16 protein-coding genes and 1 tRNA gene are annotated in these 15287 nt (G+C 64.1%); 11 read left to right on the forward strand and 6 right to left on the reverse strand.

What is annotated here, in order from left to right; translation table 11 throughout:
* Window positions 1-495 precede the first annotated feature (495 nt).
* From AC5RTS_RS10040 to AC5RTS_RS10050, 3 genes are all read right to left on the reverse strand, one after another.
* Window positions 496-1644, reverse strand: a complete 1149-nt coding sequence (locus AC5RTS_RS10040) for an AAA family ATPase (RefSeq protein WP_493991921.1) — start codon at window positions 1642-1644, stop codon at window positions 496-498.
* Window positions 1631-1903, reverse strand: coding sequence for a hypothetical protein (locus AC5RTS_RS10045; protein WP_493991922.1), 273 nt, complete (start codon window positions 1901-1903; stop codon window positions 1631-1633). The genes AC5RTS_RS10040 and AC5RTS_RS10045 overlap by 14 nt, the downstream gene beginning before the upstream one ends.
* A 121-nt stretch (window positions 1904-2024) precedes the next feature.
* The gene (locus tag AC5RTS_RS10050; protein ID WP_493991923.1) at window positions 2025-2201 is read right to left on the reverse strand and encodes a helix-turn-helix transcriptional regulator; all 177 of its coding nucleotides are present in this window, start codon (window positions 2199-2201) and stop codon (window positions 2025-2027) included.
* Window positions 2202-2314: 113 nt separating this feature from the next.
* Here AC5RTS_RS10050 and AC5RTS_RS10055 point away from each other — a divergent pair, with 113 nt between their 5' ends.
* Both AC5RTS_RS10055 and AC5RTS_RS10060 read left to right on the forward strand, forming a co-directional pair.
* Window positions 2315-2860 (forward strand): helix-turn-helix domain-containing protein, encoded by a 546-nt coding sequence (locus AC5RTS_RS10055; RefSeq protein WP_493991924.1) that lies wholly within the window; start codon window positions 2315-2317, stop codon window positions 2858-2860.
* Window positions 2835-3956, forward strand: coding sequence for a tyrosine-type recombinase/integrase (locus AC5RTS_RS10060; protein ID WP_493991925.1), 1122 nt, complete (start codon window positions 2835-2837; stop codon window positions 3954-3956). Before AC5RTS_RS10055 ends, AC5RTS_RS10060 begins: the two co-directional genes overlap by 26 nt.
* Before the next feature lie 31 nt (window positions 3957-3987).
* Here AC5RTS_RS10060 and AC5RTS_RS10065 read toward each other — a convergent pair whose 3' ends face one another.
* Complete coding sequence (locus AC5RTS_RS10065) at window positions 3988-4479, reverse strand: YajQ family cyclic di-GMP-binding protein (RefSeq protein ID WP_493991926.1); 492 nt, start codon at window positions 4477-4479, stop codon at window positions 3988-3990.
* Between the two features lie 133 nt (window positions 4480-4612).
* Here AC5RTS_RS10065 and AC5RTS_RS10070 point away from each other — a divergent pair, with 133 nt between their 5' ends.
* The 6 genes from AC5RTS_RS10070 to amt all read left to right on the forward strand — a co-directional run bounded on the left by AC5RTS_RS10070 (window position 4613) and on the right by amt (window position 9406).
* Complete coding sequence (locus tag AC5RTS_RS10070; protein ID WP_493991927.1) at window positions 4613-4954, forward strand: hypothetical protein; 342 nt, start codon at window positions 4613-4615, stop codon at window positions 4952-4954.
* 116 nt (window positions 4955-5070) lie between these two features.
* A tRNA-Tyr gene (locus tag AC5RTS_RS10075) sits at window positions 5071-5152 on the forward strand.
* Window positions 5153-5248: 96 nt separating this feature from the next.
* On the forward strand, window positions 5249-5686 hold the full coding sequence (locus tag AC5RTS_RS10080) for a MarR family winged helix-turn-helix transcriptional regulator (protein WP_493991928.1): 438 nt from the start codon (window positions 5249-5251) through the stop codon (window positions 5684-5686).
* 63 nt (window positions 5687-5749) lie between these two features.
* On the forward strand, window positions 5750-6151 hold the full coding sequence (gene trxA / locus AC5RTS_RS10085; RefSeq protein ID WP_493991929.1) for a thioredoxin: 402 nt from the start codon (window positions 5750-5752) through the stop codon (window positions 6149-6151).
* Between the two features lie 212 nt (window positions 6152-6363).
* On the forward strand, window positions 6364-7584 hold the full coding sequence (gene fdhA, locus AC5RTS_RS10090; protein WP_493991930.1) for a formaldehyde dehydrogenase, glutathione-independent: 1221 nt from the start codon (window positions 6364-6366) through the stop codon (window positions 7582-7584).
* Between the two features lie 229 nt (window positions 7585-7813).
* Window positions 7814-9406 (forward strand): ammonium transporter, encoded by a 1593-nt coding sequence (gene amt, locus AC5RTS_RS10095; RefSeq protein ID WP_493991931.1) that lies wholly within the window; start codon window positions 7814-7816, stop codon window positions 9404-9406.
* Window position 9407: 1 nt separating this feature from the next.
* Here the strand turns inward: amt and AC5RTS_RS10100 are convergent, their stop codons facing one another.
* Window positions 9408-9698: a putative quinol monooxygenase gene (locus AC5RTS_RS10100; protein WP_493991932.1), complete on the reverse strand. Its 291-nt coding sequence runs from the start codon at window positions 9696-9698 to the stop codon at window positions 9408-9410.
* Between the two features lie 118 nt (window positions 9699-9816).
* Between AC5RTS_RS10100 and AC5RTS_RS10105 the strand changes: the two genes are divergently transcribed.
* Window positions 9817-11466 (forward strand): AMP-binding protein, encoded by a 1650-nt coding sequence (locus AC5RTS_RS10105; protein WP_493991933.1) that lies wholly within the window; start codon window positions 9817-9819, stop codon window positions 11464-11466.
* On the opposite strand, the gene AC5RTS_RS10110 is transcribed toward AC5RTS_RS10105, so the two are convergent.
* Window positions 11463-12467 (reverse strand): DNA-3-methyladenine glycosylase family protein, encoded by a 1005-nt coding sequence (locus tag AC5RTS_RS10110; protein ID WP_493991934.1) that lies wholly within the window; start codon window positions 12465-12467, stop codon window positions 11463-11465. The two genes, AC5RTS_RS10105 and AC5RTS_RS10110, sit on opposite strands and share 4 nt — an antisense overlap.
* A gap of 125 nt (window positions 12468-12592) precedes the next feature.
* Between AC5RTS_RS10110 and AC5RTS_RS10115 the strand changes: the two genes are divergently transcribed.
* Together AC5RTS_RS10115 and AC5RTS_RS10120 are read left to right on the forward strand one after the other, a co-directional pair.
* Window positions 12593-13972, forward strand: coding sequence for a cystathionine beta-synthase (locus tag AC5RTS_RS10115; RefSeq protein WP_493991935.1), 1380 nt, complete (start codon window positions 12593-12595; stop codon window positions 13970-13972).
* 123 nt (window positions 13973-14095) lie between these two features.
* Window positions 14096-15241, forward strand: coding sequence for a cystathionine gamma-synthase (locus AC5RTS_RS10120; RefSeq protein ID WP_493991936.1), 1146 nt, complete (start codon window positions 14096-14098; stop codon window positions 15239-15241).
* Window positions 15242-15287: the final 46 nt, after the last annotated feature.

Raw genomic sequence — 15287 nt, forward strand, 5'->3', positions numbered from 1 at the left:
TTAGGACCGGCTACCAAGTGCTGCTCAGAGCAGGGTCAGCGGGCGTGCCAGGAGAGTTACTTAAACTTTGCCTTGCCCCGGGGATCAAAGACTGTGCGGTTGACCCCTTCCCCCCTGGGCGCAGCAGCCGGCCTGTTGGTCGGGCGCGAATCTGTACGGGTTCGGGACGGTCCTCTGAGGTCCGTTGTCCGGGTCCGGGGCGTGCTTGTCCTGCTGCTCTATTGCATGGGCCGCAAAGCACGCGCAGATCCTGCAACCGGATTGCCAGTCCTTTGGCGCGGCGTTCCCATGCTTCGGGGGTGTGGTCTGCCTGCAGGTCTGTGGTGGCGTTGCACCAGAGGCAGAAGGGCTGTTCCTTGCGTGCCTGCTTGCTGATGCGGTTCCACTGGGAGTCGTAGGCTGCCTGGTTGGCCTTGGGTTTGGGCTTGGGTGTGGGCCGATGCTCGGGGCAACGCGACTGCTCGCTCAGCTCGTCGCATACTTCGCAGGGCTTCATCATGACGCCAGTCCTGTGCGTTCCTCGTACTCCGGGAACAGTTCAGGAACAGGGACCATGTGCCGCGTTGGCGCTGTTCCTGTTCCTCCACCCTCTGTGTGAGGAACAGGAACAGGAACAGGCGATCCCTGCTGACGGAATACCCTCAGGGCTGCGCTGGCGCGGTCGCTGCTCCACTTGAGACGGTCTTTCACATCTCGAACACTGGAAGGAGGAGGGGCAAGTCGCTGCAGCTCGGCTAGGTCGATTGCTGGGACTGCTTCGGGTGCGCGTTCACCGTCGGTTGCTGGGTAGATGGAGAAGTGGTTGTCCGGGAACAGCTTGAACGTTCCGCCTAGAGGTTCTTTGTCCCCTCGTGGCGAGGAGGCCCGTAGACCGCCGTGCCGGTCCTTCTTGACGTTTAGGTAGCAGGCTCCGCCGTGACCAGGAGTGAAAGCGTCCTTGATCGTCACACGCAGCATGGTTCCGCCCACGGCTCGGGATTTCGCAGCCGTTCCTGTTGGGCCTTGCGCCTTGGAATCAGTGTTCTTGGCTACATGGTCAATCGCCACGACGGCGGATCCCACCATGGCTAGGGGTTTCATCACGGATGTGTGAGCCAGGGTGAAATCATCCGGGCTGTTGGAGCTGAGGCCCATGGTTGGCATGAGTTCTCCGATACTGTCCAGGACAGCGATGTCAGGCCTCCAGCGTTTTAGATCCCAGATGGTCTCCATGAGGTCTTGGCGGTCTTCAGGCTCCTTGTACCGGAAGCGCTCAGTGTCGGCCAGTACTGAGGCATCGGCTCCCAGATCCAGTAGGCGCACGATCACCGACTGCATCCCGTTGTGGTCCATATCCAGGAACACGGCGCGGCCTCCGACGCTCAGGCATTCCACGATCCCGGCGAGAGCAACAAACGTTTTGCCCGATTCAGGCTCACCAAAGATGATGTTCACCTGGCCGCTGTAGAACAAACCGATTCCATCGGTCCTCTGGAGGACTTCAGGAAGGGGAGCAGGGGGCAGGTCTCCGCTGAGGAGGGCAGCGACGTCGCCGTACTGGATGTTGGTGTTCCTCGTTCCTGACACATGGGGTGCAGGAACAGGAACATCGCTGTAGCTCTCAGCGGCAAAGTAGTCCGGGACAGTGGTTTCAGAGTTCAGCAACGGGGGCTCCCTCCAAAAGGTTGCGCCACTCCATGAGCGCCTGGGCGTCCCTCCCGATGACCTGCCAGATCAAGTCCTTACGGAAGAAATCCGAAGTGGACAATGGTCGGTAGCGGTGGATGTTTAGCCGGACGTAGGTTCCGGGGGCGAGTTCGGCGATCTGACAGTACTCGTGGCGCTCGAACTGGTAGGCGTCGTACCAGCCGGCACGGTCGCCGGGGTAGTCGGCTAGGTCGAGTTCAAGGACGGTCTGGATCATTTGTGGCCCTGCCCTGTAGTCTTCATGTTGAGACCTGCTCCCAAGTAGTTGTCTTTGCCCTCACTGGAATTGCCGTTCCGGTGGGGGTTTTTTGCGTATGCAGCGTCTGAGTTGCCCATACTCAATTGCCGGCCTCAAATGCCTGGTTTACCCAGTCGATGACGTCAGCTTCCCTGTAAACGATTCGGCCACCGAGGCGGGCGGATCGGGGGCCAGTCCCGTTGTGGCGCATCCAGCGCATCTGTGCGGGTGACTTCCGCAGCATCTCTGCCACCTCGTCCAGAGTTAGCAGTTTCATGGCGCGTACCGTTTCCATCCTGATCCCATCAGTTTGTGTTGAGGAGCGAACACAAAGGACCGTAACACTAGTTTGTGTTGACTGTCTAGTCTGATCTGTGGGACCGTTGGGGAATGATGAAGAATGAAGACACTCGTGGTCCAGGAGCGGATGAAGAAGCTAACTTCATCGCGTCTGTGAAGCGGATCCGGGAAGAGCACGGTTGGTCTCAAGGCGAGCTGGCTAGGCTGATGACTGAATCTGGATGGGAGGGTTTCCACCAAACAACCATCTCCAGAATCGAAAAAGGAGAGAGGCCGGTACGGCTCGGGGAAGCCCGCGGTTTAGCAAAGGCCCTGGGTGCTCTAGTGGGACAAATGATTCTTCCGGCAGAGGAAAGCAAGATGCTGCGGGACGTAGAGCTTTCAGTCATGGCTGTTGAGCGGGCTGCCAACAACCTCTCACGGAATGTTGAGGACCTATTGGGGCAACAGATGACCCTCAGGCATGACTTGTTGGAGGCGAGCAACATTTCTGTCAGTGACAGCACCGACGAGTGGGTCAAGGAGCGTTACAGCTTCGTCATGGAAGCGGCTGATCGGGTTCTCAAGCTGACCCCTGAAGGCGTCTTGAAAGAATGCTTGGAGGCCTACTATGGCCAGCATCAAGAAGAGGCCTGACGGGCGCTGGCGTGCCCGCTACCGTGACGAAACCGGCAAGGAGCATGCCAAGCATTTCCCTCGAAAGATAGACGCGAAGCGGTGGCTGGACGAAGTCACGGCGTCTGTTGTCACGGGGACCTATGTGGATCCGAAAGCAGGGACCATCACCTTCGCGCAATGGTTCACGCAGTGGGAAGAGCGTCAGATCTGGTCCCGTGGGACAAAGCTGTCCGCGGCCCAAGCGCTGCAGTCGACAACGTTCGCCGACGTGCAGATGAAGAAGATCATGCCGTCGCACGTACAGGCGTGGGTTAAGTCGATGACGCTGCCCGCGGAGACGCGAAAGTCCGGGTTGTCCCCGGCTACCGTCAAGGTCCGCTACAACCTGGTGCGTTCCGCTTTCAAGGGCGCCGTAGCAGATCGAGTGATCGCACTGGATCCATCCGACAATATCAAGCTGCCCAGGGAGCGCCGGGCCGAAGTTGCGATGACCATACCGACTACTGAGCAGGTGGCAGCCGCCCTAAGCGCTGCCCCGGAATGGTTTGAGGCCTACATCGCGGTGTGCGCTTTTGCTGGTCTCAGGCTTGGTGAGGCCGCCGGCCTGCAGGTGGGGGATATCGACTTCCTGCGACGGACGCTGACGGTCAACCGGCAGGTGCAGGGCGAGAACCGCAAGGTGGCGGAAGTGGTAGCCCCTAAGCACGGTTCAGAGCGAGTCATCTTTGTCTCTGCCCGCCTCACCGAGATGATCGCCCGACACATTGAGCAGGTAGGTGTTCACGGTGATGAACAATGGCTGTTTTCAACCGGAGGGCATCTCTGGAATCGGGGAATGGCCGGATATTACTGGCGCGAGGTCCGCGAGGCCTGCGGGATGGAAAACTTCACCCTGCACGATCTCAGGCACTTCTATGCCTCGGCCCTGATCGCCTCAGGCTGCGACGTCGCAACCGTTCAGCGCGCCCTGGGCCACGCACAACCATCCATCACACTGAATACCTACACGCACCTGTGGCCGACTGCGGAAGACAAAACAAGGACCGCAGCCGATGAACTCATGGCTGCGGTCCTTGACGGTCCTGCGGACTCTGTGCGGACTGAGGTCCAATAATCCGCGTCTGACTAGGTGATACGCGCCCTACCTAGCGGAAGTTAATGAACTGCAGGTCCACGTCCAGTTCCGCGCCCTTCAGCAGCGCCATGGTGGCCTGCAGGTCATCGCGGGACTTGGAGCTGACCCGCAGTTCGTCGCCCTGGATCTGGGACTTGACGCCCTTGGGGCCTTCATCGCGGATCAGCTTGTTGATCTTCTTCGCCTGGTCCTGGGCGATGCCCTCCTTCATGGAGGCCTCAATCCGGTATTCCTTGCCGGAGGCGAACGGCTCGCCCGCGTCCAGGGACTTCAGCGAGATGCCGCGCTTGACCAGCTTGGACTGCAGCACGTCCAGGACGGCCTTGACCCGGTCCTCGGAGTTGGCCTTCATCAGGATCTTTTCGCCGCTGAAGTCCACCTCGGCTCCGACGCCCTTGAAGTCATACCGCTGGGCGATTTCCTTCTGCGCCTGGTTCAGGGCGTTGGCTACTTCCTGCTTGTCGATCTTGCTGACGACGTCGAACGTGGACTCGCTGGCCATGTCTGGGCTCCTTGGGTCGGTGGCTTTTCCTGGTACTTAGCGTAGTAGGTTCGCCGTCCGGATGCGCCCGGTTCCCAGTCTGTATCCAGTAAACGCCCGGCGATGTCCCATGGGCATGGGAAAGGCTGAGGGGGTGGAAAACATGCAGTTACCAGCTCCCCGCCCTTCAAACCGCCGTCCCGCAGCGCTGCGGTTGCGCACTGCTGCCGCCGGGTCGTTCCTTGCCGCGGCCGCGGGATTGGGGACTGCGGCCGCCGTACCGGCGCAGGCGGCCGACAGCAGCCCTGTCTCCGCCCTGGCGCCAAGCCCCTCGGCCCTCCCGGAGCCCGACGTCGAACGCGCCGACAGTGCCGCCGAGCGGCTGGGCGGTGTACGGGCGGACCTGGCGAACGCGGTGGCATGGGGATCCGTGACGCAACTGCAGGCGGACCGCTTCTATGCGCAGGTTCAGGCCCGGATTGAGCGCGGACTGTAGGCCGTTTTCCGGGCGGGCAGGCGGTGTGGAACCCCCGATTCGTAACTTCGGAAAATGTTCGGTAAAGTTGTCTTGCCCGCAGTTACTGCGGACAAAGTCTTCACTTGAAGACGTTCGGCAGATTACCCGAGCGGCCAAAGGGGGCTGACTGTAAATCAGCTGGCAACGCCTACGGGGGTTCGAATCCCTCATCTGCCACCGACTAACCCGTCCTCGCCTAACCGGTGAGGGCGGGTTTTTCCGTACTCCGGGGTGCTTGCGCCCACCGCCCCAAAGACATTAGGCTCCCTAAATATGACGACCGATCCCGCTCTGGATGAACTCGCGGAGAATTTTCGCGAAGCGCTCCGGCTGGCACTGTACATTGCCCGCAACATGGATGCGGATACAGATCTCAGCTCCAGTCAGCTCAGCGTCCTGAGGATGGCCTCCGGCGACGGCATGCGGGTTACGGGGATAGCCCGGAACCTGGGGGTCAAGGTCCCCAGCGCCACGGAGCAGATTATCCGGCTTGAAGCGGCCGGACTGCTGCTGCGCAGCCCGGATCCCGCTGATTCCCGCGGCGTCCGGGTCACCCTCACTGCCGAGGGCGCCAAGGCGCTGGCGGAAGGTGAGCGCAACCGGACGGCCCTGATGGCGGGCCTGCTTCAGCAGCTTGGTCCGGAAGACCGGGCTGCGCTGGCGGCAGCACTGCCGGTGATCCACCATCTGACCGAGCTGCCCCGGGCCTAGGGCCGCTTCACCGGTCAGCGAACAGCTAGAGACATTGCCCGTCCTCCCCGCTAGCGTTGGGGGATGGCTACTATCGACATCACCGAAGCAACCTTCCCTGAAACCATCGAGGAAAACGACATTGTCTTCGTGGACTTCTGGGCGGATTGGTGCGGGCCCTGCAAACAGTTCGCACCGGTTTATGACTCCGTTTCGCAGCAGCACGAGGACATCACCTTCGCCAAGGTGGACACCGAGGCCGAACAGGGGCTCGCCGCCGCCGCCGGAATCACCTCCATCCCCACGCTGATGGCGTTCCGTGAAAAGGTCCTGGTGTTCTCCCAGCCCGGTGCCCTCAACGCCAGCCAGTTCAGCGAGCTGGTGGATGCAGTGAAGGGCCTGGACATGAAGGCCGTACACGAGCAGATCGCCGCGCAGGAACGCGAAAGCGCCGCCGGTTCGAACGGGCAGCCCACCCAGAGCTAGCTCCCGCAGGATTTTGCGCCTGAAGGCAGGCACCCGCTCGGGGTGCCTGCCTTCAGGCGCTTAATGCGGAACCGGCTGAATGAGATGCCGCTGCCTTCCGCTACTGTCTACCGCCGCTGCCCCGACGGTTGTACCCTCTCTCGCAAGGGCGCTCTGCCCGGGGGAGGAACGCCTGCAAGCAGTCAACGACGACAAGAGACAGCGAGGCCGCCATGAGTTCCAACCGAGGAATTGCCTACATCGAACCCGGTGTGGTGGAAGTGCAGGACATCGACTACCCCACCTTTGAACTGCGGGACGGTCCGGGCGTGAATCCCGCCAACGTCGGCAGGAAACTTCCCCACGCAGCCATTCTGAAGGTAGTCACCACCAACATTTGCGGATCGGACCAGCACATGGTGCGCGGCCGGACGACGGCGCCGCCCAACCTCATCCTGGGCCACGAAATCACGGGCGAAGTAGTGGAAACCGGACCGGACGTGGAGTTCATTAACGTGGGGGACCTGGTGTCGGTCCCCTTCAATATCTCCTGCGGGCGCTGCCGCAACTGCAAGGAACGCAAAACCGGGATCTGCCTCAACGTGAATCCCGACCGGCCCGGCAGTGCCTACGGATACGTGGACATGGGCGGCTGGGTGGGCGGACAGGCGGAGTACGCACTGGTCCCGTATGCGGACTGGAACCTGCTGCGCTTCCCGGACAAGGACCAGGCGATGGAGAAAATCCTGGACCTGACCATGCTTTCGGACATTTTCCCCACCGGCTACCACGGAGCGGTCACGGCGGGAGTGGGTGTCGGCTCCACCGTCTACATCGCCGGTGCCGGGCCTGTCGGGTTGGCCGCCGCGGCGTCGGCCCAGCTGCTGGGCGCTTCAACCGTCATAGTGGGCGACCTCAACAAGGAACGGCTGGAGCAGGCCCGCAGTTTCGGCTGCGAAACGGTGGATGTGTCCCTGGGTGACCCGAAGGACCAGATCGAATCGATCCTGGGTGTCCCGGAAGTGGACTGTGCGGTGGACGCCGTGGGGTTCGAGGCACGCGGACACGGTTCCGGTTCCAACTCCGAGGCACCGGCCACGGTCCTGAATGCGCTGATGGACGTCACGGCCGCCGGCGGCGCGCTGGGTATTCCCGGCCTCTACGTGACGGGGGACCCGGGTGGAATCGACGAGGCAGCCCGCAAGGGATCACTCAGCCTGGATCTGGGGACGGGCTGGGCAAAGTCCCTGTCCTTCACCACCGGCCAGTGTCCGGTGATGAAGTACAACCGGGAACTGATGATGGCGATCCTGAGTGACCGGGTCCAGATAGCCAAGGCGGTGAACGCAACCCCCATCAGCCTGGACCAGGCACCGGAGTCCTACCGGGAGTTCGACTCGGGCGTGGCCCGGAAGTACGTGATTGATCCGAACGGCATGCTCTCCGGACACTGACGGACCTGCAACGGCCGGCGGGACCCACGCACTAAATGGGTCCTTCCGGCCGTTGTCTGTGCCTGCACTCTTCTGATGCCCATCTGCCCGGCGGTACGCTCATTTGGCTATCGGAGCCGGATTCCGCGGCCCCGGCCACCTGAATACTCACACCTGATGGACGAGTCGGAAGCGGGGACAGCATGTGCTGTAGCAGCGGAAAGAATCGGAACACGGCGGGAGGCTCCTCATGAACGGAGCGGATACCGCCTGGGTCCTGGTCTGTGCCGGACTCGTCCTTTTTATGACACCGGGGCTTGCCCTTTTCTACGGCGGCATGGTGCCTGTGCGTAACGTGCTGACCATGATGATGCAAAACATCATTCCGCTCGGAGTCATCTCGGTGACCTGGGTCCTTGTCGGGTACACGCTCGCCTTCAGCAACAAGGGCAACTCCGTACTCGGCGAGTTTGACGCTTTCGCCCTCATCGGCGTCGATACACCGCAGTTCCATACCGTGGCCACCGGCGTCACCATTCCGGCGCTCGCCTTCGTGGCCTACCAGATGATGTTTGCGATCATTACCCCGGCATTGCTTACCGGTGCCACGGCGGGACGGCTGCGGTTTGCCGGCTGGGTAGTGTTCCTGGCGGCCTGGTCCATCCTGGTGTATCCCCAGGTGGCCCGCTGGCTGTGGCATCCGAAGGGCTGGCTGGGCCAGCTCGGTGCCCAGGACTGGGCGGGCGGGATGGTGGTCCATGCCTCGGCCGGTGCCGCTACCGTGGCGGTCCTGCTGGTGGTGGGCCGCCGCCGGGGCTGGCCGAACCTGAAAACCTCGCCGAACAACCTCCCGCTGATGCTGGTGGGCGGCGGCATCCTGTGGTTCGGCTGGTTCGGCTTCAATGCCGGGGACGGGCTGCAGGCGAACGGGATTGCCGCCCAGGCGCTGATCAACACCCATATTGCCGGCGCGGCGGCCATGCTGACCTGGTTGCTGGTGGAACGCCTGACCAGCGGCCACAGCACCCTGGTCGGCGCCGTTTCCGGAGCGGTGGCCGGCCTGGCAACCATCACCCCCTGTGCCGGCTTTGTCGGTACCGGGGCTGCCCTGCTGATCGGTCTCATCGCCGGGTGCGTGTGTGTGCTGGCCGTGCGGCTCAAGCAGATTTTCCGGTACGACGACGCGCTGGATGTTATTGCCGTGCACTTTGTGGGCGGCGTCCTGGGCTCCTTCCTGCTGGGGTTCTTCGGCGACAGCACGGTCAACCCCGTGGGTGCCGACGGCGTGTTCTCCGGCGGCGGCGGAACGCTGTTGTGGCACCAGGTGGTTGCCATCGTGTGCGTTGTACTGTTCTCGTTCGTGCTGAGCTGGGTTATCGCGGCGGTTATCTCCCGCACCATGGGGCTGCGGGAGCCCGGACCCGAGCAGGAGGATCTGGACCGCGTCCAGCAGGGAGCCTCGGCCTACTCGCTCAACGGCATCACGGCCCGGCCCACGGCTGCGGGCCGGGCCGCGGACTCCGGCACCGCCATCGAATCCGGGAAGCGTTCACGGCCCAACCACCTGGTCAGCGCCGTGGTCAACACGGAACGGCTGGACGGGCTGCGTGACGCGTTGCTCATGGCCGGGGCGCGCTCCCTGGAGCTCGCCGAGGCCTCCGTATACACCGGACGAATCCGCACCGAGGCATTCCGCAGCGAAAAGCGGCGGATGGACTTCGACGACTGGCTGCGCGTGCAGGTAGCCGTGGATGACGAACACGAGGAGGCCGTGGTGGCCGTACTGAAGCGTTTCGGTGCGGAGCCCGATTCGATCTACCGCGTGGCCATCACGCCGTACTGAGTCAGCGGACCTGCTCCACCTTCAGGGGCTCGGCGAGCAGGGCGCTCAGCGACTCCTGCAGGTCCTGCAGTGCAGGACCGCGGGCATGGCGTTCGAGGTCCTCTTTGGAGGCCCACCGCTCGGCGAGGACTATCTCCTGCTCGGAATCCTCCACAATTTCGTACCGCAGGCAGCCCGGCTCGGCGAGGACCTGTTCCACGGCAATATCCAGGGCAAGCCGGACCCGGGTACGCTCACCGGGGTTCGGGACCAGGGTGGCACGGAGATCAATGGCGTTATTGGCATCAGTCATGTCCCTACCTTAGGGCCCGGTCCGGTGCCGGACGCGGCTGCCCACGCCGCTCTTCGCAGGAAGAGCAACTCTTGGTAGCGTGGCGCCACTGTATGTTCCGCAGCCGAAGGAGTCTGCCTTGCCCTCATATGCCGCTTCCGCTTCCGATACCCCGCTGTTGGACGAGACCATCGGTGCCAACCTGGAGCGCACCGTACAGCGCTTTCCGCACGCCACCGCCCTGATCGATGTCCCCACCGGCCGCACCTGGACATACGCGGAATTCAACGCTGAGGTCAACGCCGTAGCCGCCGGGCTGCTGGCACGGGGGATCGGGGCGGGTGACCGGGTGGGCATCTGGTCACCGAACTGCCCCGAATGGACCGTGGCACAGTATGCCACCGCCAAGGCCGGGGCCATCCTGGTGAACGTGAACCCGGCATACCGGCAAAGCGAGCTGGACTTTGTGGTCCGGCAGAGCGGGATGCGGATGCTGCTCACCGCCCCCAGCGACACCCGCAGCGACTATGCAGCCATGGCGCAGGCCGCCCTCGAAAACGGCGGGACCCTCACCGACCTCGTGGTCCTGGCCGGCGGGGGAGGCGACAGCTTCAATGCCCTGGCCCGGGCGGGGCGGGATATCGGCGCCGCGGGGGAAGCTGCGCTGACTGAACGGATGGCGGGGCTGCAGCCCGGGGACCCCATCAACATCCAGTACACCTCCGGAACCACGGGTTTCCCCAAAGGCGCCACCCTGACGCACACGAACATCCTGAACAACGGATTCTTCATCGGCGAGATGCTGGGCTATACGGAAGCGGACCGGGTGGTCCTGCCGGTGCCGTTCTATCACTGCTTCGGCATGGTGATCGGGAATCTGGCAGCACTCTCCCACGGGGCCGCCACCGTTATTCCTTCCCGCACGTTTGACGCCGGGGCCGCCCTGGCCGCGGTCCAGAAGCACGGGGGGACCTCGCTGTACGGGGTGCCGACCATGTTCATCGCCGAGCTGGGCCTGCCGGACTTCGACCGATATGACCTCTCCTCGCTGCGGACCGGCGTGATGGCGGGCTCACCCTGCCCCGAAGAGATCATGAAGCGCGTTATTGCGGAAATGAACATGGACGAAGTGGCCATTTGCTACGGGATGACTGAAACCTCACCGGTTTCCACCATGACCCGGCCCGGGGATTCACTTGCCCGCCGCACCCGTACCGTGGGGCGCACCATGCCCCACCTGGAAAACCAGGTGGTGGATCCGGGGACGGGTGAACAGGTCCCGGTGGGGGAGATCGGCGAACTGTGCACCCGCGGCTACAGCGTGATGACCGGGTACTGGAACCAGCCCGACGCCACGGCCGAGGCCATTGATGCCGATGGCTGGATGCACACCGGAGATCTGGCCCGGATGGACGGGGACGGCTATGTCAGCATCGAGGGCCGGATTAAGGACATGGTGATCCGCGGAGGAGAGAACATCTATCCGCGCGAAATCGAAGAGTTTCTCTACACCCATCCGGACATCCAGGACGTACAGGTGATCGGCATTCCGGACGAGCGCTACGGAGAGGAACTGATGGCCTGCATCATCCCCGTCCCGGGCGCACCGGCACCGGATGCCGACTCCATCGCCGCCTTCTGCAACGGAGCGCTGGCGCACTACAAAATCCCCAGATACGTGCAAATCCGGGGCAGTTTCCCCATGACGGTGTCGGGAAAGATCCGGAAAGTGGCGATGCGGGAAGAAGCCGTCAGCCGGTTGGCCGGCAGCGGGCCGGCAGTGTCCTAGCGGCGGCGGTGGTCCATGGGTGCCAGCTTCGGTCCGTAGGTGGGTTTGCGGTAGCCGCTGAGCATGATCATCCGTACTACCCGCTGACGGTGCCCGCGCCAGGGCTCAAGCAGTTTCAGCATGCCGGCGTCATCGGTGCGGCGGCCGGTCAGGGCGGCTCCCACATAGGCAGCGAGGTGATAATCGCCCACGGACACCGAGTCCGGTGCGCCGTGCGTGCGCTGGGTGATTTCCGCTGCACTCCAGGGGCCGATACCGGGGACCGAGCAGAGCTTCGCGGTCAGGTCCTCCCCGAGCGGGAGATCCGCCAGGCGTTCCAGACCGGATGCCAGCGAGCAGGCCCGCAGGATGGTGGTGGAACGGGAATGGTCAACGCGCGCCTTGTGCCAGTCCCAGCTCGGGATCCGCCGCCAGGTCTCCGGTGCCGGTGCCGCCTTCATGCCGGCCGGTGCCGGGCCCGGTGCATCCGTTCCGTACCGGGTAACCAGGTAGCGCCAGGCGTAGTACGCCTCCAGCACCGTGACCTTCTGCTCCAGGACCACCGGAACCAGCGAATCCATGATGCGGCCCGTGCTGGGCAGGCGGAGGGAGAGGTTCCGTCGGCGGGTTTCGCTCACCATGCGTGGCAGGCCGGCACGGAAATCCTCGTTATCGAAGCCGGACCAGTCATCCTTTTCGCCCAGCAGGTCCGGTACGGATTCCAGTGCCCAACGTGCACCGGGACCCCAGGCGCGGGCCTGGACCCGGGCGCCGGGAGCAGGCACGGGTTCTTCCCGCAGGTTCAGCGTTGCCGGACCCTCGGGGGTAAGGAACGCCAGCCAGGCAACGCCGTCACCAAGCCGGATGGTGGGGTCCTGTTTGCCGCGGACCAGGATGCGCAGCGAGGTCTGCAGGCAGTACGGCGCGGGCGACTCCCAATACGCCACCGCGGGGCCGGACGGACCCGAAAGGTTCGCCCCCGGAGAAGACGGCACCACGGGAACAGCTGCGGTGAAGGACATGCAACCATGGTCGCACGCGCCACCCCCGGTCCTGCGTTCCCCGCAGGTCCGGGCGGGTGTGGGATTTGCTACGCCGCGTTCCGCCCCCGCTGTCCGGAGACGGGATAAGAAGTAACGTGGGGCACATGAAGTATGCGAACACCGTCATTGACCTGATCGGCAACACACCTCTGGTGAAGCTGCACAACGTGACCGAGGGAATCAGCGCCACAGTCCTGGTGAAACTGGAATACCTGAACCCGGGCGGCTCCGTGAAGGACCGCATTGCCGTGAAGATGATTGATACGGCGGAGCGTGAAGGCAAACTGAAGCCCGGCGGCACGGTGGTGGAACCCACCAGCGGCAACACCGGCGTTGGACTGGCTCTGGTGGCCCAGCAAAAGGGCTACAAATGCATCTTCGTCACGCCGGACAAGGTTGGCGTGGAGAAGCGTGACGTGCTGCGGGCCTACGGCGCCGAAGTAGTGGTTACCCCTACCGCGGTCGCCCCGGACAGCCCGGATTCCTACTACGGTGTCTCGGACCGGCTGGTGCGCGAGATTGACGGCGCCTATAAGCCGGACCAGTTCTCCAACCCGTCCGCGCCCGCAAGCCACTACGAATCCACCGGACCCGAGATCTGGGCGGACACCGATGGGCGGGTGACGCACTTTGTGGCCGGTGCAGGGACCGGGGGCACCGTCACCGGCACCGGACGCTACCTCAAGGAAATCTCGGCGGACCGTGCCTCCGGGCCGGTGCGCGTCATCGCCGCTGATCCGGACGGCTCCGTCTACTCTGGCGGCACCGGACGGCCCTACTTTGTGGAGGGCGTGGGTGAGGACATGTGGCCGGACAACTATGACCGGTCCGTCCCCGACCAGGTGGTTGCCGTGAAGGACGCCGATTCCTTCGCGATGACCCGCCGCCTTGCCCGCGAAGAAGGCCTCCTGGTAGGCGGTTCCTCCGGCATGGCCGTAGTGGCGGCACTGGAGGTGGCCCGCGGCCTGGGGCCGGACGACGTCGTGGTGGTCCTGCTGCCGGACAGCGGCCGCGGCTACATGGGCAAGATCTTCAACGACGAGTGGATGCGCTCCTACGGGTTCCTTAAGGACGACGGCGGGCAGGCCACCGTCCGGGACGTCCTGGCCACCAAGAACGGATCGCTGCCCGATCTGGTGCACACCCACCCGAACGAGACCGTCCGCGACGTCATTGCCATCCTCAATGAATACGGCGTCTCCTACCTGCCGGTGCTTTCGCAGGAACCGCCCGTGGTCCTCGGAGAGGTTCTGGGCTCAGTGGATGAGCGCTCGCTGACAGAGAAGCTGTTCCGCGGCGAGGCCAAGCCCACCGACCGGATCAGTGAACACATGGGCGCCCGGCCCGCGCTTGTGGGTGCCGGCGATTCGGTGGACGCCGCCCGGGAGAAACTGCAGGACGCCGACGCCGTCATGGTTACCTCCGATGGCGCGGCCGTTGGCATGCTCACCCGGCACGACCTACTTTCGTACCTAAGCCTCTAACCGGTAGAGCCCTTCACCGGTAGAGCCTCTCAACGGCACAGCCGCTTGCGTTCCGGGGCTGCCGGAACGGTTGCGCCTACGCATCAACCCGCCGGCCGCGCCGCCGGCTCCAAGGAGTAAACCATGACGAGCTTCAGCACCCGCGCCATCCATGCGGGGCAGGCACCCGATCCCACCACCGGTGCGGTGATTCCGCCGCTGTACCAGAGCACCACCTATGCCCAGGACGGAATCGGCGGACTGCGCAACGGCTACGAATACGGCCGGGGCACCAACCCCACGCGGGACTCGCTGCAGGAGCAGCTTGCCGCCCTGGAGGGTGGCCGGCACGCCTTCTCGTTCAGCTCCGGACTCGCTGCCGAGGACGCACTGATCCGCGGACTGCTGGCCCCGGGGGACCACATTGTGCTGGGCAATGACGCCTACGGCGGCACCTACCGCCTGATTAACAAGGTGCTGGGCGCGTGGGGGATCACCAATGCAGCGGTGGACATGTCCGATGAGCAGGCCGTGGCCTCGGCCATCGCGGCGTCGAACACCAAGCTCGTCTGGCTGGAAACGCCGTCGAACCCGATGATGAAGATCTCCGACATCGCTGCCACCGCCCGGGCAGCACACGACGCCGGGGCGCTGCTCGTCGTCGACAACACCTTCGCGTCCCCGTACCTGCAGCAGCCGCTGTCCCTGGGGGCGGACATCGTGGTGCACTCCACCACCAAGTACATCGGCGGACACTCGGATGCCGTGGGCGGGGCGGTGATCCTGAATGACGATGCCCTGGCGGAAAAAATCGGCTTCATCCAGTTCGCCGTGGGTGCGGTCTCCGCTCCGATGGAGGCCTGGCTGACGACGCGGGGGCTGAAGACCCTTGCCGTGCGGATGGACCGGCACTCCTCCAACGCCATGGCCGTGGCCCGCTGGCTGCGCGAACAGCCCGCGGTGGAGAACGTGCTGTATCCGGGGCTGGAGGAGCATCCGGGCCACGACCTGGCCAAGGCCCAGATGAAGGATTTCGGCGGCATGGTGTCCGTGTCCTTCAAGGGCGGCGAAGCCGCCGCACGGAAGGTGGCGGAGTCCACGCGGCTGTTCCTGCTGGCCGAATCCCTGGGCGGTGTGGAGTCACTGATGAACTACCCCTCGGAAATGACGCATGCCTCGGTCAAGGGCACGGACCTGGCTGTTCCGGAGAACCTGCTGCGCCTCTCCGTGGGCATTGAGGACATCGAGGACCTCATCGCGGACCTGGACTCCGCGCTGGGTCAGCTCTAGCCCGACGTCCCGGCCGGCGTCCCAGCGCGGGCCGGGGCGTGGTGCC

It is taken from the genome of Arthrobacter sp. MDT1-49-2, assembly GCF_059090185.1.